A 24,265-nucleotide genomic window follows, 5' to 3' on the forward strand; every position below is an offset into this window, starting at 1 on the left:
TACCCGGCTACTTGATAACGATCAATTTATTTTCCTGCTTCTTTCATCAGGCGCTCGCCTTTAGCTGCGGCATCTTCGATGGAACCAACCAGGTTGAAGGCAGCTTCTGGCAGGTGATCCCACTTTCCGTCAATGATTTCGTTAAAGCCACGAATTGTGTCTTCAATCGGAACCAGTACCCCTTTCAGACCTGTAAACTGCTCAGCAACGAAGAACGGCTGAGAAAGGAAACGCTGTACGCGGCGAGCCCGGTGTACCGTCTGTTTGTCCTCTTCCGAAAGCTCTTCCATACCAAGGATCGCAATGATATCTTGCAATTCTTTGTAGCGTTGCAGAATCTCTTTTACGCGCTGAGCCGTGTTATAGTGGGCATCACCCAGGATTTCGGCGGTCAAGATACGCGAAACAGAGTCAAGCGGATCTACCGCTGGATAAATTCCAAGCTCAGAAATCTTACGGCTTAATACCGTGGTAGCATCCAAGTGGGCAAACGTCGTTGCTGGCGCCGGGTCAGTTAAGTCATCGGCAGGTACGTATACGGCCTGTACAGACGTAATTGAACCCCGCTTGGTTGACGTAATCCGCTCCTGCATCGTACCCATCTCCGTTGCCAGTGTTGGCTGATACCCTACGGCTGATGGCATCCGGCCTAAAAGAGCCGATACCTCAGAACCCGCCTGCGTAAACCGGAAGATGTTGTCGATAAAGAACAGGATATCGCGACCCTGGCCCGTACCGTCACCATCACGGAAGTGCTCGGCAACAGTCAAACCTGACAAGGCTACCCGCGCGCGGGCTCCCGGAGGCTCGTTCATCTGGCCGAAGATAAAGGTTGCCTGGCTTTCGGTTAATTGAGCCTGGTCTACTTTTGCCAGATCCCAGTCACCGGCTTCCAGGGCGTGTTTGAACTCATCGCCGTATTTGATGATTCCCGCTTCGATCATCTCGCGCAGCAGGTCATTTCCTTCGCGGGTCCGTTCGCCCACACCAGCAAACACCGATAAACCGGAGTATGCTTTTGCAATATTGTTAATCAACTCCTGAATCAATACGGTTTTGCCTACACCGGCACCACCGAACAATCCAACTTTACCCCCTTTAGTATAAGGAGCCAGCAAGTCAATTACTTTAATCCCTGTAAAGAGAACTTCCGTTGAGGTAGCAAGGTCTTCAAATTTTGGTGCCGACCGGTGGATTGACATCCCGCCATCGCTTTTAGGCTGCGGAATTCCGTCAATTGCTTCACCTACTACATTGAACAGACGGCCACGGATTCCTTCACCCGTTGGCATGCTGATTTGAGTACCATAATGCGCAACGGCCATTCCCCGCTCCAACCCTTCTGTAGAGTCCATAGCAATGGTACGGACACGGTCTTCGCCGAGGTGCTGTTGGCATTCTAGAATAATTTTTTGACCATTAGCTTTAGTGATTTCCAAAGCGTCCAGAATCGCTGGTAACCGCGATCCCTGGCCCTCGAAACTCACGTCAACAACCGGACCAATTACCTGCGTAACCTTGCCCGTATTCGTTGCTATTGCAGTTGTCATGCTATGAGAAGAAAAAAATGTATGTGCGTCGTATTTGCGACCGCAAAATTAGGGTATAATTTGCTTAATGCCAAGTTGATTCTGTGCGTATTTTCTCGGATTTCTGAACGGAAGCGTTTTTATTCCAATTAGTTTGCCTAAAATGAAGCATTTTACTGATTCACACCTGATTGTACAAAAGTAAGGACACCCAAAACCAAATCTTGTCAAACTGTGCTCCAACAGGACACTATTCTTTTTGCTCAGTGCGTTGGTAATTTTGAGTAGTTTTAGTCAATCGCGCTTACTTTTTAGTCTATATGTCTTCAATTTTTTTCTGGCAAAAATGGTCTACCGCCCACCGGGTGTCGCTCTGGACCGGTATTGTCATACTGCTGGCCGCGCTGGCCTGCCTTATTGCGGCCTGGGTTTTGGGTCTTCAAAATGTAGTCCGCTGGGATGTTTTGAGCGAACTGCTTGATATTCCGACGACGATCTCGTCTTTCACCGATGGTTTGTTTGATTACCCGATTAACGGCAAGGCTTATATCGTGGCGGAACAGTTTGTGGCTTCGGCCATGCAGACCAATATTCTAGCAGCCCGTCTGATGGCTCTGGGCATTTGCTTTGGACTGGCCTTTATCTACGCGGCCATTACGCGCCTGAACCGCTGGCCGTATCTTGTAGCGATGGCGTTGCTGATTGTTCTGCTGGCAACATTCCGCCTTGAAACGCTCCAGCTGTCCGGGTTTCTGGGAACCGTCTTTAGCGGCCGACTTTCCTTTTTACTGCTTGTCCTCCTTCTGAGCGGGGTCAGTTATTACTTTCACGCTTTTCAAACGGAGGCCTCGCTGGCCACGCGTCTGCTTGCGTTTCTAACTGTTATTATTTTGAGCTGGCTGCTTTTACAAGGTCTTGCCGATCAGAGGCAGCCCGCGATGGCGTTTGTCAGTTACGCCATGCCCGGTTTCCTGCTTATCACCATTGGCTTTATCTTTTTAACGAGCACGGAAATCATTGCCGGACTGGTGTATATCACTTCTGTTACCCGCACCAGTCGGAACGGCGAAAAAACGCCGCCCCTGGGTTTAATCAATTTTTTGGTAATCGGCGGCTTATATCTAGCGAATCTGTTGCTGGTTTGGCTGAGTAATACCCGCGCCATTTCCTGGACGCCTCTGCTGGTTAGTCCTTTCATCTTGTACCTAATATCATTGGTGTTGGGTTTCTGGGGGTTTCGGCAACAGCTCAAGCAAACCGAAAGCGGACTGTCTTACCGGGAATCCGGCGCTTTTCTGTACTTGGGTCTAGCCCTCATTTCGACGCTTACCATGGCCTATGCGTTTGCTACGGCCAACGATCCGCTCATCGAGGCGTTGGAGGATACCATTATTTACACGTATTTGGCGGTGGGAGCCATCTTTACGGGTTACGTAATTATCAATTTTCAGATGCTGTATCGGCAAGCATTGCCCGTTCACCGTGTCCTCTACAAACCGACTATTTTCTCCCTCTTTCAAACCCGCATCCTGGCAGGAATTGCCATTATGGCGCTGCTATCGACCCAGCGGTTTTTCCCCCTAAACCAGGCTGTTGCGGGCTACTTTAATAATTTAGGGGATTTACATACTGCTACGAACGAAATTCGTGTTGCCGAGCAATATTACCAACTCGCTTTGCAAAGCGAATTTCAAAACCATAAGTCCAATTATGCGCTGGCCTCACTGGCTCTGAATCAGCAGGACAATGCATTGGCGGCGCAGTATTTCAAACAGGCCTTGCTGAAGCAACCTAGTCCACAGGCTTATGCCGGTTTAAGCCTCACTTTTTTGCAGGAAAACCTGTTTTTTGAGGCCATCAAAACGTTGCAGCAAGGAATCCGTACTTTTCCTAAAAGTGGGGAGTTGCAGAATAACCTGGGCTTTCTATACGCCAAAACCAGCGTTGCTGATTCCGCTTACTATTATTTTGCCGCCTCTACCGGTAACACAAGTCAGGAAGTAGTGCCGCAAACCAACCTGCTGGCGTTCTGGCTGCGTAATCCAACCCTTATTTCGTTGGATTCACTGGCCAAAACCACCGACTCCCGCGATTACGACTCTTATCAGGCAAACCGGGCTGCGTTGGCTGTGTTGCGCCGCGCTACCACAGTTGATACCACCCAAAAAGCCGCCGCCTTTCGCCCCGACTGGCTGGCCGAGCCTGATAGCGGAATGGTTTTAAGCGTTGGTCGGTTTTCCAATCTTTACAATTATGCTTTACTTAATCGCACAGCGGATACAACGCTTTTGGTTCAGCTACAACGTCTGGAGCAGAATCCAGCCAATCAGGAGTTTCTGGATGATTTGTCATTTGCCCGCGCGGTTGCCAATTATTACACGGGGAATCAGCTGACGGCCTTCCAGCTTACGAATCAATTAGCGCAGGGAAATACGCAGGATGGGGCTACCTTCAACTCGGTCACTGGACTCTGGATGCTGGAGCAGGGTCTGTATACCAAAGCGGCTGAAAGCTTTCAACTTAACTCAGATACCCTTTCGGCTTACTACCGCGCCCTGGCCTACACCAAGGCAGGTGATTTGATTTCGGCTCAGACTTCCTGGGAAGTTGCGGGCCAGACCGATCCTAACGTGAAAGCGCTCGCTGATTTGTTGTACACCAATAAGCAACCTACCAATGATCTTGAACGCGCTTTTCTCCTGCTTTATAATCCACCCGCTTCGTTTGCACAGAGTCAGCAGCTCATTGTGGCCATCCAAGATCCTAATCTTCGCTCGGTAGTAGCCGCCCAGCGCAGTCGGCAATCGTTATTGGCAAATCAGTTAACTGACGGAGAGACTTGGTTTAAGCAGGTCGCCGAATATGCAAACCTTAATCTATACGCAGGCTCGGTCATTACGGTTGCTTACATGCGCTTACAAAATGCGAAGAGGCAATTTGATTTAACCATTGAGGCCGCCCATCAGGCGGTTTCTCCTTCCTTTCAGGCTGAAAAGGAATTTCTGATTGCGCGCGCTTACGAAGCGAAAAACCAAGTAGCTCAGGCCCGGCAACAGTATACCAAAGCTTTGCAGCAAGCACCGTTTAATGCCGAAATAGTGGTGGCCGCCGCTCGATTGGAACAAAAAAACAAACAAACGGAAAAGGCGTATAATCTGGTTGTAAGTGCGCTGGCCCAGAATGAGCAGAACGCGGAATTGCAAAAAGCATACATTGATCTTTGCCTCGATTTGGGCTTATTCGACTATGCCGATACCGCTTTAAATCGCCTTCCATCCATTACCACGCCTACCGATTATCAGGCATTTCTAACCCACTATCAGACCCGACGAACGTTGATAGAAAAACAGCGGGAAACGTTTCAATAATTTGGGTAAGTTTGGTAGCTTGCTTACCTAGGTTATTCAATTGCTTTCACTTATGGAAACGAAACTACATTGGGTTAAAGAAGCCTTTAGTCGCGAAGTTGTCCTGATGGAAGGAGAACGCGTTGTTGGCAAAATGTTCCGTGAAGTTCTGGCTCGTGATGTTCATGCGTATTTGAATAATGTTCAGTTGCATTTTGATGTAGAAGGGTTTCTGCTCCACAAAGTGACGCTTTACCAACACATTAATGGGGAGAAGCACGCCATCGGTCATATTGAATTCGATTGGGATAAAACGGCAGAACTGCAACTGGCTACCGGTGAAAAATACCTGTGGCAGCGGCAGAACTTTTTGATGCATGAATGGAGTATTATCTCGGAAAACGACCAGCAGGAGATTATTCATTATGACCGAAACCGTGCTTACTTGAGCGATGAGGGCGACATTGAACTCTTGACGTCATCACCCAATGCCGAAGTTTTGATTTTATCGGGCCTTTTTGTCCGCAATTATTTCTTACGAAGACGCAAAATAGCCGCCATCGGTTAATCAACTTTACGCCAGAACCGCAGCCAATGAATATCATTGAAACCCACACTATTTCCAAACGCTATGTAATGGGTAGCGAGGTTATTGAAGCCTTAAAATCCGTGACCATTTCGGTGCAAAAGGGAGAATACGTTGCTTTCATGGGGCCTTCTGGTTCCGGAAAGTCAACGCTCATGAACATTGTGGGCTGTCTGGATACGCCTACTGCCGGCAATTACATTCTTAATGGCCAGGACGTAAGCGATATGACGGAAAATGCCTTGGCTGAGGTTAGAAACAAAGAAATTGGCTTTGTCTTTCAAACCTTCAATTTGCTTCCCCGCCAGACTTCGCTTGAAAACGTGGCGCTGCCTTTAATTTATGCGGGCTATAACAAGGCAGATCGGACCGAAAAAGCCATGCTGGCCCTGAAGAACGTAGGCTTGGAAAATCGCGCTGGTCACCGTCCTAATGAGCTATCGGGTGGGCAACGGCAACGGGTCGCAGTAGCCCGTGCCTTGGTGAATGATCCTAGTATTTTGCTGGCTGATGAACCGACAGGGAACCTCGATACGAAGACCTCCTACGAGATCATGGATCTTTTCGACCAGATTCACAGCAAAGGCAATACCATCATTATGGTAACGCACGAAGAAGATATTGCGGAATATGCCCATCGAATCATCCGGCTTCGTGACGGATTGATTGAAACGGACCGCATTAATGAAAACGTTCGAAAAGCGCGAGCCTTTATGCAATCGTCGGCGGAATAAACGCTCTTCCCTTATATGCAAAAAGCCCCATCTTGGATGGGGCTTTTTACTTGGTGCCTAAGCAGGGCTTATTTTGTGCTGTCAGCAGTAGCAGCAGCGCTATCAACTGTCGTTGTTGCGCTATCAACCATAGAGCTACCAGTTGCTGATGCTGAGCTATCCATCGTTGTTGCTTCTGTAGTTGTTGTTTCTTCAGCTTTAGGCTTGCTTTGGCAAGCTGCGAATGTCATCATGCTAGCGACAAACAACAAAGAGAATAATTTTTTCATTTTGTTTCGGAACGTTTAAGGTTTTCATCACAAAATTAACAGAAACCCTTAAAATACAAGAGTATACCAGCAAAATATCCACAAAATGCATTCGTGAATTGGAAAAATCTTGTTAGTATCTTTTAAGCTCCTATTTTTCAGAACGCGATTTCAAAAGGTCGTATACGCCCGTGCTCCGAAAGGTAAGTAATTTATGCCCGAAGTAATTTGCCAGAAAGCTAAAGCCCATTCCTACTACGTGTGATATCTTCTCCCGCCAGAATAAAGGAACGAAGGGAAAGAAAGGATTAGCAATCCAGTCCAGGGTTAAAACAGCTATGCCCACCTGCACGCCCCACGCGATCAGCGCAATGATGCCAAACTTGATGGCCTCCCGGTAAGTATTACCCGTTTTATTAGCCGAGAAGGCATAAATCTTCGTGGGAAGAAAGCTCACCACCGTCGCCGTCAGGTAACCTAACAGGACACTCATGCCGTAGTCAAAGTGGTCGCGGTAGAATATCTGACTAAAAAAATTGACGGATGCCCCCAATAATGCCGTCAGGAAGAAAGAAAGAAAGCTTCTTATTTCCTTTTTTTGGGTGTCTTTCTTCGTCTGACTGTTTTTCTCCACGGTTATCAATGCACAGCACGGGGGTTACCCATTAAGATTTATACTATATCAAAGCGCCCACCAACAAGCTGTTGGCGGGCGCTTTTCAGCCTGAAAGCAATTTATTTAAACCAGCTTTTGCACCAGACCCGGCGCAATTCCTAACACGATGGTTAGAACAGTAGCGGTAATGAGCACAATTTGGTAAAAAGGAGCCACACGAATCCTTTCTGTTTCGCTACTCCGGAAGTACATGGCAATTACCACGCGGAAATAATAGTAAATCCCCACTGCCGACATCAACACAGCAACAACCAGGAGCCAAACAAACCCCTTTTCTACTGCCGCAGAGAATACCATGAATTTACCCCAGAATCCGGCGGTGAGTGGAATACCGGCCAAAGATAGCATCGACACGGCCAGCACGAATGCCAGTAGTGGGTTGTGGTGCGCCAGTCCGTTAAAGGCTTCGTAGCTTTCTCCTGAGCGGCCTTCGGTTCCCCGGTGTTTAGCAACCAGTATCAAAATTCCAAAGGCCGATATGGTCGCTAACGAATAGGCTAATGAATAAAACGCTAACGCTCCGTTGCTTTGCTGGCCCAAAGCAACCAGACCTATTAGCAGATAACCTGCGTGCGAGATGCTGGAATAAGCCATCATCCGCTTGAAACTGGTTTGATAAGCCGCCGTCAGGTTACTGATCAGCAAGGTAAGTACAGTGATGGCGGCTAAGATGATCCACCAGAAATTATAAATGTCCGTAAACGATACGGATAACAACCGCAACAGACCCGCAAAACCGGCGGTCTTGACAACGGTTGACATGAAAGCCGTAAATAAGGTTGGCGCTCCGTCGTACACATCAGGCGTCCAGAAGTGGAAAGGAGCAGCTGATACTTTAAACAACAGGCCGATAAGTACCAGCAGCAGACCCATGTAAAGTAGCAAAGACACACCGCCTTTTGCCAGCAGAACATACGCTTTAATGTCGGTAATGGTGAAAGAGCCAACCGCTCCGTAAAGCAGTGCCATTCCAAAAAGCAAAATCCCCGTCGCGAAAGCCCCCATCAGGAAGTATTTCAGAGCCGCCTCGTTTGACCGCAGGTTCCGCTTGTCAGAACCCGTGAGGACGTACATCGATACGGATAGAATCTCCACGCCCACAAATAGCATGATCAGGTTTTCGAACCCAATCATCATGATGGCGCCAACCAGCGAAAAAAGCATGATGGCGTAATATTCGGCGGGTTGCGCGTTTTCATCCTCCAGAAAATCGCCGGATAAGGCAACAATCATAAAGGCGGAAAGAAGCACGATGGCAGAGAAAAGAATGGTTAGGTTATTAGTCAGTAGCATCCCTTTGAAATAGAGATACGTATGATTCCAGTCCAGGAAGCTAGCCGCAAACGCAACTAGCAGAAATAATAACGCAGCTGGCAACAGAACTGCCCGGGATTTCATAAAGCCCAGAAACAACATGGCAATTCCGAAGACAGACAACAGAACGATAGGCAACATATGCTTTTACTGATTAATGATCTGCAACAGGTTAGCAACAGCTGGTTCAGTCAGCTTCAGGAATGTGTTTGGTACAATACCGATCCAGAAAACCATAATACAGAGCGGGATCAGCACCCAGTTTTCACTGGCAGATACGTCGGTAAAGGTTTCGGTTAGTTCGGTTTTCTTACCAAACATCGTTTTTTGGAATAAGCGAAGCATGTAAACGGCTCCCAGGATGATGGTAGTTCCGGCAACAGCTCCCAACACATTATTGTATTCGAATACGCCTAACAGCAGCAGAAATTCACCCACAAATCCATTGGTTAACGGCAGTGCCACACTACCCAGCAGTAGAATCATGAAGTAAACCGTTAGTCTCGGCGTATGCTGGGTAATGCCTCCCATCTGGTCAATCAGGCGCGTATTGGTACGGGATAGAATCACATCAGCGACGAAGAACATTCCAACCACGTTGATACCGTGCGCCAGCATTTGCACCAGGGCACCTTGTAATCCATTTTCAGTCAATGAGAAAACGCCGGCAGCCATCAGGCCCACGTGGGCGAAAGACGAGTAAGCAATCAAACGCTTTATATCCCGCTGGCGGATGGCAATGATAGACCCATAAACAATGCCGATAACAGACAGTACAATGGCCGTAAAGCCCCACGTGTCGACGCCTGCTGGTGCAATCGGAAGGAGCAAACGAATAACCCCGTAGACCCCCATCTTCAGCATGATACCTGCTAAAAGCATGGTTGCCTGGGTAGGCGATTCAGTATACGTATCTGGCTGCCAGGTATGGAAAGGAAAGACAGGCATCTTGATCGCGAAAGCAATGAAAAATGCCCAGAAAACCCATCCTTGGGCCACCGGACTAAGTTTTAAGTTGTAAAGGTCTACAATTGCGGCTGAATGCGATCCCGGAACACCAGGCGTACCCGTCTGAAAGTACAGATATACCAGCGCTACCAGCATGAACAAACTACCGAAGATCGTGTAAACGAAAAACTTGAACGTTACCGCAATTCGGTTTTCGCCGCCCCAGAGCGCTGCCAGGAAGTAAATAGGGATCAGGGCCGCCTCAAAGAACAGGTAAAATAAAAAGGCATCCCGCGCCGTAAATACGCCAATCAGCGCCGCTTGCATGAACAAAATCAGGGCAAAAAACACATTAGGACGCGAATATTTCCGCTGGAAGGCCGACAGGATAATAAACGGCGTCAGTAAACCCGTTAGCAAAACCAGCAGAATACTGACACCATCGATGCCAGCGCTAAAGCGAATGCCGAAGTTTGCCAACCACGGATAGTCGAAACCAAACTGAGAAGTTGTATCGGCTTTAAAATTCAGGAAAGCATAGGCTGCCAGACCAAATTCAGCCAGTGCAGCAACAAAAGCCAATTGCTTGGTTTGTTCACTACGAACCGCCAAAACCAGTAATGCAGCTACAATCGGAAATAGTATGAGCGTAAGTGTAAGCATCTATATCTTTACCGCTATATTTTGATGAAAAACCGGACGCCCAGAATCAAAACGATTCCAACGACCATTGCGAAGACGTAAAAGCTAATGGAGCCTGTTTGCAGCCGCCGCGACTGACCCGAAATTTGTTTCACCAGCCACGCCGTGCCGTTTACAACCCCGTCGATCAGGAACTCACCGAAGCTGTAGAAGACGTCGGATAACCCACGAATTGGCTTGATGATAATCGCTTCGTATAGCTCATCCACGTAGTATTTGTTGTACAGCACCTTTTCGGTCATTGGTCGTTCAACTAGGTCAGATTCGGGCAGCACCGCACGCTGAACGTAGATAACATACGCGACAACGGCCATCAGAATAGCTACGCCGGTTGAAATACCCATCAGCATGTATTCTTCGCTATGCGTCAACAGTGTTTCGCCAAATGCATTGGGATTTGCCTGCCGCGACAGTTCAAAAATAGGGCTCAGGAAGTTTGCCAGTTTGGCGCTACCACCCAGTACTTCCGGAACGTTGAGGAAGCCACCCGCCGCCGACAGAACCGCCAGAATCAATAACGGAATGGTCATCGTTGCCGGTGATTCATGCAGATGCTCCCGCTGGTGTTCCGTTCCCCGGAACCGCCCAAAGAAGGTCAGGAATAGCAGCCGGAACATGTAAAAAGAAGTCATGGCTGAGCCAATTACCCCAAGTACCCACAAGAATTTGTTATGCTCGTAAGCATGCATCAGAATCTCGTCCTTCGAGAAGAAACCCGCAAACGGAGGAATACCGGCAATGGCAATCGTGGCAATCAAAAAGGTCCAGTACGTAACCGGCAGGTATTTACGCAGACCACCCATTCGACGAATATCCTGCTCGTCGGACATGGCGTGGATAACACTACCTGCGCCAAGGAACAGCAAAGCTTTGAAGAACGCGTGGGTCATGACGTGGAACATTCCCGCCGTGTAGCCCATTACACTCAGTCCTAAAAACATATAGCCCAACTGAGAAACTGTAGAATAGGCCAGTACTTTCTTAATATCATTCTGCACCAGACCAATCGAAGCTGTTAACAGAAGCGTTACAACGGCAATTCCTCCGACAATTTCCAGCGTGATAGGTGACAACGTATACAGAATGTTCGAGCGAACAACCATGTAAATCCCCGCCGTTACCATTGTTGCGGCGTGAATCAGAGCCGATACGGGAGTAGGACCCGCCATCGCGTCGGGTAGCCAGGTATACAGCGGAATCTGCGCCGATTTACCCATCGCTCCCACAAACAGCAGCATCGTAATGGCTACCACCGTTGGGTCGCCAATGGGGAAGCCTGCCGCCTGCTCGAAGACGTTGGTGTATTCAACGGAGCCAAAAGCGGCGATGATCATGAAAATTCCTAATAGGAAACCCAGGTCACCGATGCGGTTCATCACGAAGGCTTTACGCGCCGCATTGTTATAATTGGTATTCTTGTTCCAGAAGCCAATCAACAAATACGAACAAAGCCCCACGCCTTCCCAGCCAATGAACATAATGACGTAATTGGATCCCATCACCAACAGGAGCATGAAAAACAAAAACAGGTTCAGAAAAGCCATGAACTTTCCGTAACCCGCATCGTGGTGCATGTAACCAATTGAATAAATGTGAATTAGCGATCCAACTCCCGTCACAATCAGCAACATAATCAGGGAGAGCTGGTCAATTTGGAAGGAAAAGGGGATATTCAGGTGACCCACTGTAATCCAGTCGAAAAGGGCTACTTTTTCGGGTTGTGGACCGGAGAAACCCATAAAGAGCAACACCACGCAAGCAAAAGACGCGAGCGGAGCCGCCGAGCTAATCAATCCGACCATGCCATTAGGAACACGCCGGAAACCGAGTCCGTTAATTAGAAAGCCCAGAAGAGGAAACAGAGGTATTAGTTTTACCAACAAATCCGTCTGCATGAAAGGTAGAGTATGTTAATAGGTTTAAATTTGTAAGTGACTGATTTGGCAAATTTTAGCTTAAAACCTGCCTTAACAAAAGCGGCATCACCACTTGAGTTTATCCAGTACACCTACATCAATCGACCGGATATTTCGGTAGATCATAACAATAATCGCTAATCCGACGGCCACTTCAGCGGCGGCCACGGCCATAATAAAAAAGACAAAAACCTGGCCGGTTGGGTCGGATCGATACGACGAAAAGGCAATCAGAAGCAGGTTGACGGCATTAAGCATCAGCTCAATCGACATGAAGATAATGATAGCGTTTCGCCGGGTTAGTACGCCAATGATGCCAATGACAAATAAGGCAGTACTGATAATGAGGTAGTATTTCAGATCTATAAGCTGAATAACTTCCGGTACTTGAACAGGCATTTGCGTTGGTTGCATACCAATCAGTCGGTCTTTAACACATCGTTACGGTCTTATTCAGGAGGCAGAATGCCAGAGAAGACTGAGCAAAGTTACAGATTATTCCCGCTTACTCAAATGGTTTGGCAATTTGCCTCACCGCTGGTTGAACATCCGTAGCTTAATCTCGGTCAGTTTTCGCTTGGTATCCAGCGGAAATTCGCCTTTAATCAGCCAGTCGTAGAAGGATGGTTCTTTTTTCAGAACATCCATGACCAGACGGCCTTTGTGCTTTCCAAAGTTAAAAATCTCCTGGCCGTCGTTGTTGTAAATCATGTGTCCCCGCAGGTCCACATTGTTGTTAATCATGATTTTATTCAGCACTTCGACATCGTTGCTGATTACGATTTCGTTGCCCCGCTCATCGCGCACTGTCTGGCCTTCATAGCGTTTTACCATGGCATCCAGCACTTCGGCGGTAGCCAGCGTATCGGCCTCCGCACTGTGCGCGTTTTCCAACGATTTTCCGCAGAAGAAACGGTACGCAGCCACCAGCGTGCGTGGCTCCATGAAGTGATAAATGCGCTGGACATCAATGGATCTCCGGTTTTTCAGGTCAAAATCGACGTTGGCCCGCAAAAACTCTTCTACCAGCAACGGAATGTCGAATCGGTTGGAGTTGTAGCCAGCCAGATCGCAGCCGTCCAGAAATTGGGCCAGGTTGCGGGCAATCGACTTGAAGGTCGGGCAATCTTTTACATCTTCGTCGTAAATGCCATGAATCAAGCTCGACTCCAGCGGAATAGGAATGGTAGGATTGACTTTATGTGTTTTTATAATCACATCGCCTCCCGGCATCGCTTTCGCAATGGATATTTCGACAATCCGATCCTTCATAACTTCAATGCCCGTTGTTTCGAGATCGAAGAAAGCCAGTGGCTTTTTGAGTTTGAGCTGATGCGTCATTTCTTGCACAAGTACATAATTACAGCTACAAAAGTAGGAAGGTTGGGCGGTTTTATAGTCAATTCCAGTGCTGAATTAATCGAAATGAGCGGTTTAGCTAGTCTTCCCAGGCAAATGAACGTACCACGGCTTTTTTCCAACCCTGGTATAATCGGTCCTTTTCTTCCAGATTCATAGTGGGCTCAAACACGCGGTCAACGCCCCAATTCTGCCGCAAATCATCGAAACCATTCCAATAGCCTACGGCCAGCCCAGCGGCGTAGGCAGCTCCTAAGGCAGTAGTTTCAGCAATTTTTGGACAAATGACGGAGACACCCAGCATATCCGCCTGAAACTGCATGAGCAGGTTATTGACGGTCATTCCGCCATCGACGCGCAGGGATTTCAACTGAATGCCCGCGTCCTCCTCCATCGCCCGCACCACGTCCAGCGTTTGGTAGGCAGTGGCTTCCAGAACCGCCCGGGCAATGTGTCCTTTGTTGACATAGCGCGTCAGGCCAGCAATTATACCACGCGCATCGGCTTTCCAGTATGGCGCATACAAACCCGAAAAAGCGGGCACAAAGTAAGCCCCGCCGTTATCAGTTACCGTCTGGGCCAGCGCATCGATATCCGAACTATGCTTGATTAGGCCTAAATTATCCCGTAACCATTGCACCAATGCGCCCGTAATGGCTACGCTTCCTTCGAGCGCATAATGAACTGGCTGATTTTTGAACTGATAGGCGACAGTGGTTAACAGTCCACAAGTCGAGTGGCGCAGTTCGGTTCCGGTGTTCATGAGCAGAAAGCAACCGGTTCCGTAAGTGTTTTTGGCCATTCCGGATTCGTAGCAGGTTTGCCCGACCAGCGCTGCCTGCTGATCGCCTAAAATACCGGCAATGGGGACCCCGGGTAATACTTCGGATTTTACCGTTCCGTAAACTTCACTGCTAGGCCGGATTTCGGGTAACATGGCTTTGGGTACCCCAAACACGTGCAGCAGCTCATCGTCCCAGGCGAGCGTTTCCAGGTTCATCAGCTGCGTCCGGCTGGCATTCGTCACATCGGTGATGTGCAAACCGCCGTGTGACGGGCCACCGTGCGACGGACCGCCGTGTGACGGACCACCCGTCAGGTGCCAAATCAGAAAGGTATCCATGTTGCCAAACAAAGCCTCTCCTTTCTCCGCATCCTCCCGAACGCCGGGTACGTTATCCAGGATCCACCGAAGTTTTAGCCCGCTAAAGTAGGTAGCCAACGGCAAGCCCGTTTTCGCCCGAAACCGGTCCTGACCCAAGCCGGTGATGCCACCTTCATGGGCAAACTGGTTGACCAGCTCGCCCGTTCGCGTATCCTGCCAGACAATGGCGTTGTAGTAAGGCTTACCAGTCCGGCGGTTCCAGACAACGGTTGTTTCACGTTGATTGGTAATTCCCACCGCCGCGATGTCACTGCTTTGGATCGTCGCTTTAATTCGGGCAATAGCGATCACTTCCAGCGTGTTTCGCCAGATTTCTTCCGGATCGTGCTCCACCCAGCCAGGTTGCGGATAAATCTGGGTGTGTTCCTTCTGGCCCACCGATACAATGGTCCCTTGACGGTCGAAAATAATGCAGCGCGTACTGGTTGTTCCCTGATCAATGGCAGCGATATAAGAAGGCATAATTTTAGCTAAGTCGGTAATTAATTGATTTTTCACAACGTAAACAGGCGAATCAAGAGGCCCCCGATTGCTCCACCGACCAGGGGAGCAATCGCCGGAATCCAGGCGTACCCCCAATCAGAAGAACCTTTTCCCGGAATGGGTAGCAGTACATGCGCTATACGCGGCCCAAAATCCCGGGCAGGATTGATGGCATAACCCGTTGTCCCCCCCAGCGAAAGGCCGATGCTCCAAACCAGTATCCCGACCATATAAGGACCTACGCCAATGGCCATTTCACCGAGCGATTTTGAGGAAATTCCAGCCAGTCCGATAATGAGGGCCAGTGTCCCGACAACCTCACTGATAAAATTGGCACCGGGATTACGAATAGCGGGGCCTGTAGCGAAAACGGCTAGCTTGGCGCTGGCATCCGGTGTAACGCGCCAGTGTGGCAGGTAATAGAGCCAGACTAGAATAGCGCCCAAAAAAGCGCCGATAAGTTGCGCAGAAATATAAGGAATAACATGGCTGTAGTCGTCGGTAGCTACCGCAAAGGCTACCGTAACCGCTGGATTCAAGTGCGCATCAATGCTTCCAAAAGCCTTGGCCACAAAAATACCCATCGTGACGGCAAAAGCCCAACCGGTGGTGATGACCATCCAGCCGCTGTTTTCGCCTTTTGTCTGCCGGAGAACCACATTGGCTACTACGCCATTTCCTAATAATAAAAGTACAATCGTACCGACCAATTCACCGAGAAACGGAGAAGGCTGCATACAAGATACGGGTTTAGGTCTATTTTATACTGGTAAAATTCAACGGTCGCCAATATACACAAATTCCATTAGCTGCGTTTAGCCAACATCCACTACCTTTGTATTTTAGTAATCGACTCTATGCAACTTTCTGCACTGACAGCCCTATCTCCTATCGACGGTCGTTACCGCGCTCAGATTGAATCTCTGGCCCCCTATTTTTCGGAATGGGGATTGATTCGCTACCGAATCCAGATTGAAATTGAATATTTTATCGAGCTTTGCGAGATTCCATTGCCGCAATTGAAGGGCATTGATCACGCGATTTTTCCGACCCTTCGCGGCTTGTACGAAAATTTTTCGGAGAATGACGCGCTGCGAATTAAAGAAATTGAACGTGTAACCAACCACGACGTAAAGGCCGTTGAGTACTTTATTAAGGAAAAACTAGCTGACCTGAATATTTCTGAATACCTGGAATTTATTCACTTTGGACTGACCTCGCAGGATATTAACAATACGGCTATTCCTCGGTTACTGGACGACGCCCTGAACATGGTCGTTGAGCCTACGTATCGGCAGATTTACATCAAATTACAGGAATTGGCCAGTCGCTGGCAGGACATTCCGATGCTGGCCCGTACGCATGGTCAGCCAGCCTCGCCCACGCGTTTGGGGAAAGAATTGCTGGTTTTTTGCGAGCGTCTGGAGAAACAGTTATTCATGCTCGAAGATATTCCGGTATCGGCCAAATTTGGCGGCGCAACGGGGAATTTCAACGCACATGCCGTTGCTTATCCGGATATCGACTGGAAACGCTTTGGCAACCAGTTTTGTAATCGGCTGGGGCTTCAACGCAGCCAGCAAACTACGCAGATTGAGCATTACGACATGCTGGCGGCTACGCTGGATGCCTATAAACGGCTGAACAACATCCTGATCGATCTGGACCGTGACATCTGGACGTATGTCTCGATGAATTACTTCAAACAGAAAATCAAAGCGGGTGAAGTAGGTTCTTCGGCCATGCCGCATAAAGTCAACCCGATTGATTTTGAAAATTCGGAAGGTAACCTTGGCATTGCAAACGCCCTTTTCGAGCACCTGGCCGCCAAGCTTCCTATCTCCCGCTTGCAACGCGATCTAACGGATTCGACGGTGCTGCGGAACCTGGGCGTGCCGTTTGCCCACTCGGTTATTGCCCTAAAGGCGCTGCTGAAGGGACTGAATAAATTGGAGTTGAACGAAGCTGCCCTGAAAGCAGATCTGAATGAAAACTGGGCGGTAGTAGCCGAAGCCATTCAAACCATTTTGCGGCGCGAAGGCTATCCAAAACCCTACGAAGCCCTTAAAGATTTAACGCGCACCAACGAGAAAATTACGGAGCAGACCATCCAGCGTTTCATCAATGATCTGAACGTTGAAGAGTCTGTTAAAGAAGAACTTCGGAAAATAACGCCGTTCAATTATACCGGCCTTTGAAAATGCCAGCTTCACTCTGGCCCAGCTTTTTGAGCTAGAGTGAAGCTGTTTATATTAACCCTTCGACAGTTCGGTAGCCCGAACCTGGGCGGCCTTTATCCCGGCAATCAGCGTGTCGGCCAGCATACCTTCTTCAAAAGTCTTTAACGCAGCTTCGGTCGTTCCACCCTTCGAAGCAACGGCTTTGATAAGTTCATCCAGCGATTGATCGGCCGTATTAATCAGGTGAAAAGCACCTAGCATGGTCTGTTTAACGAGCAAAGACGCCACAGCATCCTCAAATCCCATCTGTTTTCCGGCCTCGACCATCGCCTTTACCAGGTAGTAAAAATAAGCCGGTCCACTACCACTCAGCGCAGTCACAGCATCCAGCATCGCTTCATCCTCTAGAAAAATAGATCGTCCGGTTGCATTGATCAGGTTTTCAACCTTGCGTAAGTTATTGAAATCTACCTCTGGGGCCGCCGTAAAGCCGGTGATACCCATTCCCAGCATGGCCGGTGTATTAGGCATTGCCCGAATAACCAGTTTATGATCCAACCGCTCCTGAATCAGCGCAATCGGAATCCCAGCCATAATGGATAAAACAACCTGTTTAGGCTGCACAACCTCGCGCAAAGCGTCCTGAACACTTGCAAAATCCTGCGGCTTTACGGACAAAATAATTAGTTCTGCTTCTGAAACGCGTGGGCTGATCGTATCCACAACAACACCCGCTTTTTCCGCTTTCAAGGTTTCGGAGCGACCTGCGCTTTTCTCGATTAACAGCAAATCTTCTTTCCGAACCAGATTATATTGCAGAAACGATTTGGCGAAGGCCATCCCCATATTTCCACAACCGACAATGGCTACTTTCATCTTTATCAAAACCAGTGATGTGAACCGCAAAAATCCACATATTCTGTTAATCCACAACCGTATGCACTAAAAAACCCCGCAGAAAGCACATTGAGCTTTCTGCGGGGTCGCTAGAATTATGTCTCGAATTAGTAAATGACTTATTTTGCTTCCAGCACTTCCTCCAGCTTTTTCTCCAAAGCTTCACCACGAAGATTTTTAGCAACAATCCGGCCTTCTTTGTCCAGCAGGAACGTAGCTGGAATCGCTTGCACACCGTACTGCTGCGCTGCTTCGGATTGCCAGAATTTTAGGTCGGAGACGTGGGTCCAGGGCAAGCCGTCTTTCTGGATGGCTTTTACCCAACTTTCTTTTTCCCGGTCCAGCGAAACGCCATAAATAGTAAATCCCTTGTCTTTGAACTTGTTATACATCCGTACAACATTGGGGTTCTCCATCCGGCAAGGTCCGCACCACGAAGCCCAGAAGTCAATCAGAACATATTTTCCGCGCAGCGATGATAAGCTAACGGGCTTTCCGTCTGGACTATTGAGAATGATATCGGGAGCGGCAGATCCTACCATCACTCCTTTTATTTTATTGACGTAGTCAACAAAGGCGAGTTTTTGCTTGCTGGTTGTTTTTTCTGCTTCCAGCCGTTTCGCCAGGGATTCATAAACCGTAAAATCTTCCTCAGGGCTTAGGTATTTAATGGCAATGACGGCAATCAGCGAAGTGCCCATACCAGGCATTAGCTCCTTGATGGAAGCAACTGCTTTCTGACTGGCGGTCGCTGACTCCTGCTCAATCTGAGTCATTTTCTTGGTATCACCTTTCTGACTCGCTTCGGAATATTGCTTTTGCCAGTTTTTGCCTTTTTCGGTCATGTCGGCTTCCATTTCGAGTATTTTCTGGTAATACTCCATGTTTTTAGAGCCTTTCACTTCCGATTTTTTCCCCGTGATATCGGCCGTTACGTCTAGTGTTTCGCCTCCTTCAGCCAGCAAACCAATGCGCTGCTGATTTCCCAAGTTCAGCTGGTAAAAGCTGCCGCCATTGGGTTCTTTGGCGCTCAAACTAAACTGACCATTTTCACCGATTTGCACCGAATCTACCTTTCGAACGGGCTGAACGGTTTCCAGATAGGCTTTTGCCCCCGGTTTGCTATTTTTAACCGTTCCTTTTACCGTGAAGCTCTGATTGTCCTGGGCCAAAGCAGACAGTACAAAAACCGCATTTAACGCTAGTCCGGTCAGCATTCGACCAGCTGCTTTTACTGTGTAGTTCATAGCTATTTTCAAAATTAGAGTAAGGCTAGGGTTTTGGTTACCAATTCATTGGTTAGACGCGGATCAGCGCTGCCTTTCGACTTTTTCATGACCTCTCCGACAAACATGCCTAGCAACCCTTTTTTCCCATTCTTATATTCCTTAACCTTGCCAGGGAGCGAATTAAGTACCTCATCTACCAACGCTTGCAAATCGTTTGTATTGCTGTTTTGCAGTAAATTCTGCTCTTGGGCAACTTGTTCAGGCGTTTTTCCCGGCTCTTCCAATAAGACTGGAAAAATGCGTTGGCTCGCCGTCGAAAAACTCACTTTTCCTGAATCGACCAGATTGATTAACGCCGCCAGGGTGGTCACCGAAATCGGAAACTGCCCCGAACGGGCTATTTTTTCGGTTAGCTGGGCTTTCACTGGGCCCATAATCCAGTTAGAAACCGCTTTGAAATTAGAGGTGTGCTGGCAAACGGCTTCGTAATAATCCACCAACTCTTTCGTATCAGACAACAAGGCCGCATCGTATTCAGGCAGGCCATACTGATTTAGCAGTCTTTCGTACCTTGCTTTAGGAAGCTCAGGCATCGCCGCGCTGATTTCTTCCAGCCATTCTTCCGACACGATTACCGGACTAAGATCGGGGTCCGGAAAATAGCGGTAATCGTTCATGGTTTCTTTTGTACGCATGGCGTAGGTCTGGCCATTGGCGACATCGAACATGCGGGTTTCCTGTAAAATCGGCTCACCCCGTTCAACGCATTCTACCTGCCGACGGAATTCAAATTCAATGGCCCGCTGGATGTTGCGGATTGAATTCATGTTCTTCACCTCGACTTTGGTACCCAGCGCGCTTGCTCCTTTTAAACGGACCGATAAATTGACGTCACAGCGCAGAGAGCCTTCCTCCATGTTACCGTCGCAAATATCCAGGTAGCGAACCAGTCGCCGTACTTCGGTCAAATACGCAGCGGTTTCTTCGGCACTGCCCAGGCAAGGGTCAGTCACCATTTCGATGAGAGGCGTACCAGCTCGGTTGTAGTCCAGGAGGGTGTCCCATTCACCCGCTTCGTGAATGGATTTTCCGGCATCTTCTTCCAGGTGAATGTGGTGCAGTTGAACGGCGCCTTCTACCAGTTGTCCAGACGCGTCTTTGTATTTAACAGGAATAGCTCCGCCAACGCAAATGGGTGTTTTGTCCTGCGAAAGCTGATAGCCTTTAGGAAGATCTGGGTAGAAGTAATTTTTTCGGGCAAAAATATTGTACCGCGTAATGGCTGAATTACAGGCGAGTCCCATCCGCACCGCGTATTCAACGGCGCGGCGGTTCAGTTTTGGCAATGTACCGGGGTGCCCAAGCGTAATGACGCTAATATTTGTATTGGGCTCACTCCCAAACTGATTGGAATCGGGCGCAAAAATCTTGGTCTGGGTCAATAGCTGGCAGTGCACTTCGAGACCAATAACCATCTCGTAGCGAGCCATTACGTCGGGTGATACCGTTTTTTCTTCGGATACCATTACTGAAAATTCTTGATTTTCAGCAAAGATAGCGGTTTTGATGGGAATGGTTGATCATAAAAACGACTTATAAACGGCTTGCTACATTACATTTAGCCGAAACATAACGTAGGTTTGAGCCAATAAAGCCATTTTTTTCAAATCAGGTACCCGAACGCGGACCTGCTGGATTCGGGAAGCGGGAATTTCTTTGATTTTGTTAAAAAGTGTGCGGTAATAGGTGTACGCCAGATGCACGCCCATACGCGCACCACGGGGCAGATTCATTACGCCTATGTAGGCTTCGTCGAAATCCCGTTCAATATCTTCCTCAATAAGCTGTTTAGCCCCTTTACCGAAATCGTTGAAATCAACGCCCGGAAAATATACCCGGCCTCGATCTACGTAATCACTTTTTATATCCCGTAGAAAATTAACCTTCTGAAACGCAGAACCTAATTTACGGGCTGGCTCCTTCAAGCGCTCGTACATTTCTTCATTGCCCTCGCAGAAAACCCGCAGACACATCAGGCCAACTACTTCCGCAGAACCATAAATGTATTCTTCGTACCCATCGGAGTTATACTGGCTAAAGTACAAATCCATTTCCATGCTTTTTAGAAAAGCATCGATCAGTTCCCGCTCGATTTTATACTTTTTAGCGATCAACTGGAAGGCTTGCAAAATAGGATTTAAGCTGATTCCTTCGTTAAGTGCTTCGTATGTATCCGCTCTGAATTTATCCAGCAGATATTTCTGATCATGATCATAAAACGTATCTACAATCTCATCGGCGTAACGTACAAAGCCATAGACGGCATAAATTGGGAGGTGAAATTTACGATCCAGGGTTTTAATCCCTAGCGTAAACGAGGTGCTGTAACACTCTGTAATAAGTTTGCTACACTCCAGAGAGGTTTGGTTAAATAAATCCATCATACCTTTTATAGGCTTAGGCCAAACCTGTTTTTTGGGGCTACAGGTACAGCTTATGTTATTGGTTTAGTTGCAATTAGTCTAAAGCAAACTCTTTCGCTACCTCATCCGCGACTACCAGTCCTGAGATCAATGAAGGTGGAACACCGGGGCCTGGAACTGTCAATTGACCCGTATAGAACAAGTTGTTTACCCTTTTGTTCTTTAGGCTAGGTTTTAAAATTGCCGTCTGTTTTAGGGTATTGGCCAACCCGTAGGCATTTCCTCTGAAGGCGTTATAATCAGCTATGAAATCTCGATGAGCATAGCTTTTTTTATAAATCAAATGATTACGAATGTCCAGACCCGTATACGTTTCCAGACGCTCCATCACGATATTGTAATATTTTTCACGCATCGCTTCGGAGTCTTCCAGATCGGGAGCAACAGGGATTAAAACGAACAAATTCTCCATGCCCGCTGGTGCTACACTCGGATCTGTCTTTGACGGAGCGGATACGTAGAAGAGCGGTTTTGACGGCCATTGGGGGGTTTCGTAGATTTCCTTGGCGTGCAGTTTAAAATCCTCGTCGAAGAACAAATTGTGGTGTTGTAACTTGGGCACCCTTTGATTTACTCCGAGGTAAAAAAGTAGAGAAGAAGGAGCCATAACGCGGCTGTTCCAATACTTATCGTCGTAGTTGCGAAAAGCAGGCTCGAGTATTTTGCTATCAACATGCTGGTAGTCAGCGCCTGCAACTACAACATCGGCATCGAACGAATCTGTGCTGGTTTTCACGCGACGAGCGGCCCCCTGACTGACTTCAATTTTTTCGACCGTTTGATTAAGCCGAATTTTAACGCCTTTTTCTTCCGCCAGTGAAACCATCGCTTTGACGATTTCGTGCATGCCACCCATTGGATACCAGGTTCCCAAGGCTATTTCGGCATAATTCATCAGGCTGTACATGGCGGGCGTATTCTCGGGCGTGGCTCCCAAAAAGAGAATCGGGAACTCCATCAACTGTAACAGTCGGTCATGGTGGAAATATTTCCGGACATGGCTGGCAAATGACTGAAAAACATCCAGCCGCATCACATCGGCTAACAGCTTTAAGCTAACAAATTCGCTGAGGTGGCGGCTTGGTTTCCAGACAAACTTGTTAATGCCTACATCGTATTTATAAGCAGCCTGTTCCAGAAAATCCATTAGCCGTTGACCTGCTCCAGCTTCTATAGAGTCAAACAGGGTTTTTAGCTTCTCTAGGTTAGCGGGCAAATGGACGGCTTCATCCGGACCAAAAATGACGGAATAAGAAGGATCCAGGCGGACAAGGTTGTAATAATCGGATGGTTTTTTGCCGAAGCGGGCAAAATAGGTTTCGAAGACATCAGGCATCCAGTACCAGCTTGGCCCCATATCAAAGGTAAACCCATCGGCCTGGAACAAGCGTGCCCGGCCCCCCGGCATGCTATTCTTTTCTACTATTGTAACCTCATACCCTTTGTCTGCCAGACTGGTGGCCACAGAAAGGCCGGCAAACCCGGCCCCAATTACAATTACTTTTTTTGGCATAAATAACTTGCGCTACTGGTGCGGTAGAGTAGCAATTCAGAAAACTACCGTAAATCTTCGGAATATAGTAGCCTAATGGAGCAAAACCTATAAAATCAAAAAAGTTAGACGGAAACCATCTAACTTTTCGGAACCTTCCTCTTTTTTAACCAAAAACTACTCAATCAGTATTTTGTCTGTTTCGGTTCAGGTAATTTCGCTGGAAACAATCTGAACCGAAATCCAGTTTTAGTAAAAGTGATTATGCCTGATACGCGTATACTTTCAGTTTATCTTTCAGTTCTTTACGCGCAATATGGATCCGATTTTTCACTGTTCCGATGGGGATATCCAGACGGGCAGCGATTTCGTGGTATTTAAAGCCCCGGAAATGCATCATAAATGGCATCCGGTATGTTTCGTCAAGAGCGCTAACGGCTCTCTGAATGTCTTCCTGTGCAAACGTTGAATATGCTGTGTTATCGGTACTGCTATCCATCGAATTGATATAGTGCAGGTTATCGGTTGTATCGATAAAAGTGTTTTTCCGCACCATCCGCTGGTAGTTTGTAATAAATGTATTTTTCATGATAGTATATAACCACGCTTTGAGGTTAGTACCATCTGTATATTTATCCCGATTTGTGAAGGCTTTTAACAACGTGTCTTGCAGCAGGTCGTTAGCATCTTCAACATCTTTTGTTAACCGAAGTGCAAATGGTTTTAGCGACTTTGAAACTTTGCCGATGTGGTATGTGAATTCAAGAGCTGTCATGACTGTGAACCGTTTTTGTTGAACCTATTCTGCTAGAGTAGTAGACAAATACGTAACCACTTATCTTAAAATTCAATCTTATCTGGCCCCAATGCCCTTTTATCCCTGAAATACAGCCATTTATAAAAATCAGACTGAGCCAGTGGCCCAAGTGCCAATTTTTTTAAATTCGGTGAGTGTGGAAAATAAACCCCAGTTTGTG

The 24,265-nt window shown here is 47.8% G+C and carries 20 protein-coding genes; 5 read left to right on the forward strand and 15 right to left on the reverse strand.

Annotated features, from left to right (window positions below; translation table 11 throughout):
- Window positions 1–26 precede the first annotated feature (26 nt).
- Window positions 27–1,550 carry a F0F1 ATP synthase subunit beta gene (gene atpD, locus L0Y31_RS05825; RefSeq protein ID WP_234736190.1) on the reverse strand — a complete coding sequence of 508 codons (1,524 nt, stop codon included), beginning with the start codon at window positions 1,548–1,550 and terminating at the stop codon, window positions 27–29.
- Window positions 1,551–1,849: 299 nt separating this feature from the next.
- Between atpD and L0Y31_RS05830 the strand changes: the two genes are divergently transcribed.
- The 4 genes from L0Y31_RS05830 to L0Y31_RS05845 are packed head-to-tail and all read left to right on the forward strand — an operon-like array spanning window position 1,850 to window position 6,484.
- On the forward strand, window positions 1,850–4,897 hold the full coding sequence (locus L0Y31_RS05830; RefSeq protein ID WP_234736191.1) for a tetratricopeptide repeat protein: 3,048 nt from the start codon (window positions 1,850–1,852) through the stop codon (window positions 4,895–4,897).
- A 52-nt stretch (window positions 4,898–4,949) separates the two neighbouring features.
- Window positions 4,950–5,444 carry a hypothetical protein gene (locus tag L0Y31_RS05835; RefSeq protein WP_234736192.1) on the forward strand — a complete coding sequence of 165 codons (495 nt, stop codon included), beginning with the start codon at window positions 4,950–4,952 and terminating at the stop codon, window positions 5,442–5,444.
- A gap of 26 nt (window positions 5,445–5,470) precedes the next feature.
- Window positions 5,471–6,196, forward strand: a complete 726-nt coding sequence (locus tag L0Y31_RS05840) for an ABC transporter ATP-binding protein (RefSeq protein ID WP_234736193.1) — start codon at window positions 5,471–5,473, stop codon at window positions 6,194–6,196.
- A gap of 15 nt (window positions 6,197–6,211) precedes the next feature.
- Window positions 6,212–6,484, forward strand: coding sequence for a hypothetical protein (locus L0Y31_RS05845; RefSeq protein WP_234736194.1), 273 nt, complete (start codon window positions 6,212–6,214; stop codon window positions 6,482–6,484).
- Window positions 6,485–6,595: 111 nt separating this feature from the next.
- On the opposite strand, the gene L0Y31_RS05850 is transcribed toward L0Y31_RS05845, so the two are convergent.
- From L0Y31_RS05850 to L0Y31_RS05885, 8 genes are all read right to left on the reverse strand, one after another.
- Complete coding sequence (locus L0Y31_RS05850; RefSeq protein ID WP_234736195.1) at window positions 6,596–7,078, reverse strand: GtrA family protein; 483 nt, start codon at window positions 7,076–7,078, stop codon at window positions 6,596–6,598.
- A 105-nt stretch (window positions 7,079–7,183) separates the two neighbouring features.
- The gene (locus L0Y31_RS05855) at window positions 7,184–8,575 is read right to left on the reverse strand and encodes an NADH-quinone oxidoreductase subunit N (RefSeq protein ID WP_234736196.1); all 1,392 of its coding nucleotides are present in this window, start codon (window positions 8,573–8,575) and stop codon (window positions 7,184–7,186) included.
- A 6-nt stretch (window positions 8,576–8,581) separates the two neighbouring features.
- Entirely contained in the window at window positions 8,582–10,045 is a 1,464-nt protein-coding gene (locus tag L0Y31_RS05860) for a complex I subunit 4 family protein (protein ID WP_234736197.1), read from the reverse strand.
- Between the two features lie 14 nt (window positions 10,046–10,059).
- Entirely contained in the window at window positions 10,060–11,979 is a 1,920-nt protein-coding gene (gene nuoL / locus L0Y31_RS05865) for an NADH-quinone oxidoreductase subunit L (RefSeq protein ID WP_234736198.1), read from the reverse strand.
- An 87-nt stretch (window positions 11,980–12,066) separates the two neighbouring features.
- Window positions 12,067–12,414: an NADH-quinone oxidoreductase subunit NuoK gene (gene nuoK, locus L0Y31_RS05870; RefSeq protein WP_234736199.1), complete on the reverse strand. Its 348-nt coding sequence runs from the start codon at window positions 12,412–12,414 to the stop codon at window positions 12,067–12,069.
- A gap of 117 nt (window positions 12,415–12,531) precedes the next feature.
- Window positions 12,532–13,341: a 3'-5' exonuclease gene (locus L0Y31_RS05875; protein WP_234736200.1), complete on the reverse strand. Its 810-nt coding sequence runs from the start codon at window positions 13,339–13,341 to the stop codon at window positions 12,532–12,534.
- Window positions 13,342–13,438: 97 nt separating this feature from the next.
- Entirely contained in the window at window positions 13,439–14,986 is a 1,548-nt protein-coding gene (gene glpK / locus L0Y31_RS05880) for a glycerol kinase GlpK (protein WP_234736201.1), read from the reverse strand.
- Window positions 14,987–15,018: 32 nt separating this feature from the next.
- Complete coding sequence (locus L0Y31_RS05885) at window positions 15,019–15,744, reverse strand: MIP/aquaporin family protein (protein WP_234736202.1); 726 nt, start codon at window positions 15,742–15,744, stop codon at window positions 15,019–15,021.
- A gap of 120 nt (window positions 15,745–15,864) precedes the next feature.
- On the opposite strand from L0Y31_RS05885, the gene purB reads away from it, so the two are divergent.
- A complete protein-coding gene (gene purB / locus L0Y31_RS05890; protein WP_234736203.1) occupies window positions 15,865–17,205 on the forward strand; it encodes an adenylosuccinate lyase in 1,341 nt (446 codons plus the stop codon).
- Window positions 17,206–17,259: 54 nt separating this feature from the next.
- On the opposite strand, the gene proC is transcribed toward purB, so the two are convergent.
- From proC to L0Y31_RS05920, 6 genes are all read right to left on the reverse strand, one after another.
- On the reverse strand, window positions 17,260–18,063 hold the full coding sequence (proC, locus tag L0Y31_RS05895) for a pyrroline-5-carboxylate reductase (RefSeq protein WP_234736204.1): 804 nt from the start codon (window positions 18,061–18,063) through the stop codon (window positions 17,260–17,262).
- Between the two features lie 140 nt (window positions 18,064–18,203).
- Window positions 18,204–19,331 (reverse strand): AhpC/TSA family protein, encoded by a 1,128-nt coding sequence (locus tag L0Y31_RS05900; RefSeq protein ID WP_234736205.1) that lies wholly within the window; start codon window positions 19,329–19,331, stop codon window positions 18,204–18,206.
- 14 nt (window positions 19,332–19,345) lie between these two features.
- Window positions 19,346–20,839 carry an Asp-tRNA(Asn)/Glu-tRNA(Gln) amidotransferase subunit GatB gene (gene gatB, locus L0Y31_RS05905; RefSeq protein ID WP_234736206.1) on the reverse strand — a complete coding sequence of 498 codons (1,494 nt, stop codon included), beginning with the start codon at window positions 20,837–20,839 and terminating at the stop codon, window positions 19,346–19,348.
- Between the two features lie 81 nt (window positions 20,840–20,920).
- Entirely contained in the window at window positions 20,921–21,757 is an 837-nt protein-coding gene (locus L0Y31_RS05910) for a phytoene/squalene synthase family protein (protein WP_234736207.1), read from the reverse strand.
- A gap of 73 nt (window positions 21,758–21,830) precedes the next feature.
- A complete protein-coding gene (locus tag L0Y31_RS05915; RefSeq protein WP_234736208.1) occupies window positions 21,831–23,309 on the reverse strand; it encodes a phytoene desaturase family protein in 1,479 nt (492 codons plus the stop codon).
- 241 nt (window positions 23,310–23,550) lie between these two features.
- The gene (locus L0Y31_RS05920; protein WP_234736209.1) at window positions 23,551–24,063 is read right to left on the reverse strand and encodes an RNA polymerase sigma factor; all 513 of its coding nucleotides are present in this window, start codon (window positions 24,061–24,063) and stop codon (window positions 23,551–23,553) included.
- Between the last annotated feature and the right edge of the window lie 202 nt (window positions 24,064–24,265).

The sequence above is a fragment of the Tellurirhabdus bombi genome, assembly GCF_021484805.1.
Lineage (GTDB): Bacteria > Bacteroidota > Bacteroidia > Cytophagales > Spirosomataceae > Tellurirhabdus > Tellurirhabdus bombi.

Coding starts and splice junctions, on each gene's coding strand:
- atpD (WP_234736190.1), bottom strand. CDS start 1,550: ATGACAACTGCAATAGCAACGAATACGGGCAAGGTTACGCAGGTAATT.
- L0Y31_RS05830 (WP_234736191.1), top strand. CDS start 1,850: ATGTCTTCAATTTTTTTCTGGCAAAAATGGTCTACCGCCCACCGGGTG.
- L0Y31_RS05835 (WP_234736192.1), top strand. CDS start 4,950: ATGGAAACGAAACTACATTGGGTTAAAGAAGCCTTTAGTCGCGAAGTT.
- L0Y31_RS05840 (WP_234736193.1), top strand. CDS start 5,471: ATGAATATCATTGAAACCCACACTATTTCCAAACGCTATGTAATGGGT.
- L0Y31_RS05845 (WP_234736194.1), top strand. CDS start 6,212: ATGCAAAAAGCCCCATCTTGGATGGGGCTTTTTACTTGGTGCCTAAGC.
- L0Y31_RS05855 (WP_234736196.1), bottom strand. CDS start 8,575: ATGTTGCCTATCGTTCTGTTGTCTGTCTTCGGAATTGCCATGTTGTTT.
- L0Y31_RS05860 (WP_234736197.1), bottom strand. CDS start 10,045: ATGCTTACACTTACGCTCATACTATTTCCGATTGTAGCTGCATTACTG.
- nuoL (WP_234736198.1), bottom strand. CDS start 11,979: ATGCAGACGGATTTGTTGGTAAAACTAATACCTCTGTTTCCTCTTCTG.
- nuoK (WP_234736199.1), bottom strand. CDS start 12,414: ATGCAACCAACGCAAATGCCTGTTCAAGTACCGGAAGTTATTCAGCTT.
- L0Y31_RS05875 (WP_234736200.1), bottom strand. CDS start 13,341: ATGACGCATCAGCTCAAACTCAAAAAGCCACTGGCTTTCTTCGATCTC.
- glpK (WP_234736201.1), bottom strand. CDS start 14,986: ATGCCTTCTTATATCGCTGCCATTGATCAGGGAACAACCAGTACGCGC.
- L0Y31_RS05885 (WP_234736202.1), bottom strand. CDS start 15,744: ATGCAGCCTTCTCCGTTTCTCGGTGAATTGGTCGGTACGATTGTACTT.
- purB (WP_234736203.1), top strand. CDS start 15,865: ATGCAACTTTCTGCACTGACAGCCCTATCTCCTATCGACGGTCGTTAC.
- proC (WP_234736204.1), bottom strand. CDS start 18,063: ATGAAAGTAGCCATTGTCGGTTGTGGAAATATGGGGATGGCCTTCGCC.
- L0Y31_RS05900 (WP_234736205.1), bottom strand. CDS start 19,331: ATGAACTACACAGTAAAAGCAGCTGGTCGAATGCTGACCGGACTAGCG.
- gatB (WP_234736206.1), bottom strand. CDS start 20,839: ATGGTATCCGAAGAAAAAACGGTATCACCCGACGTAATGGCTCGCTAC.
- L0Y31_RS05910 (WP_234736207.1), bottom strand. CDS start 21,757: ATGATGGATTTATTTAACCAAACCTCTCTGGAGTGTAGCAAACTTATT.
- L0Y31_RS05915 (WP_234736208.1), bottom strand. CDS start 23,309: ATGCCAAAAAAAGTAATTGTAATTGGGGCCGGGTTTGCCGGCCTTTCT.
- L0Y31_RS05920 (WP_234736209.1), bottom strand. CDS start 24,063: ATGACAGCTCTTGAATTCACATACCACATCGGCAAAGTTTCAAAGTCG.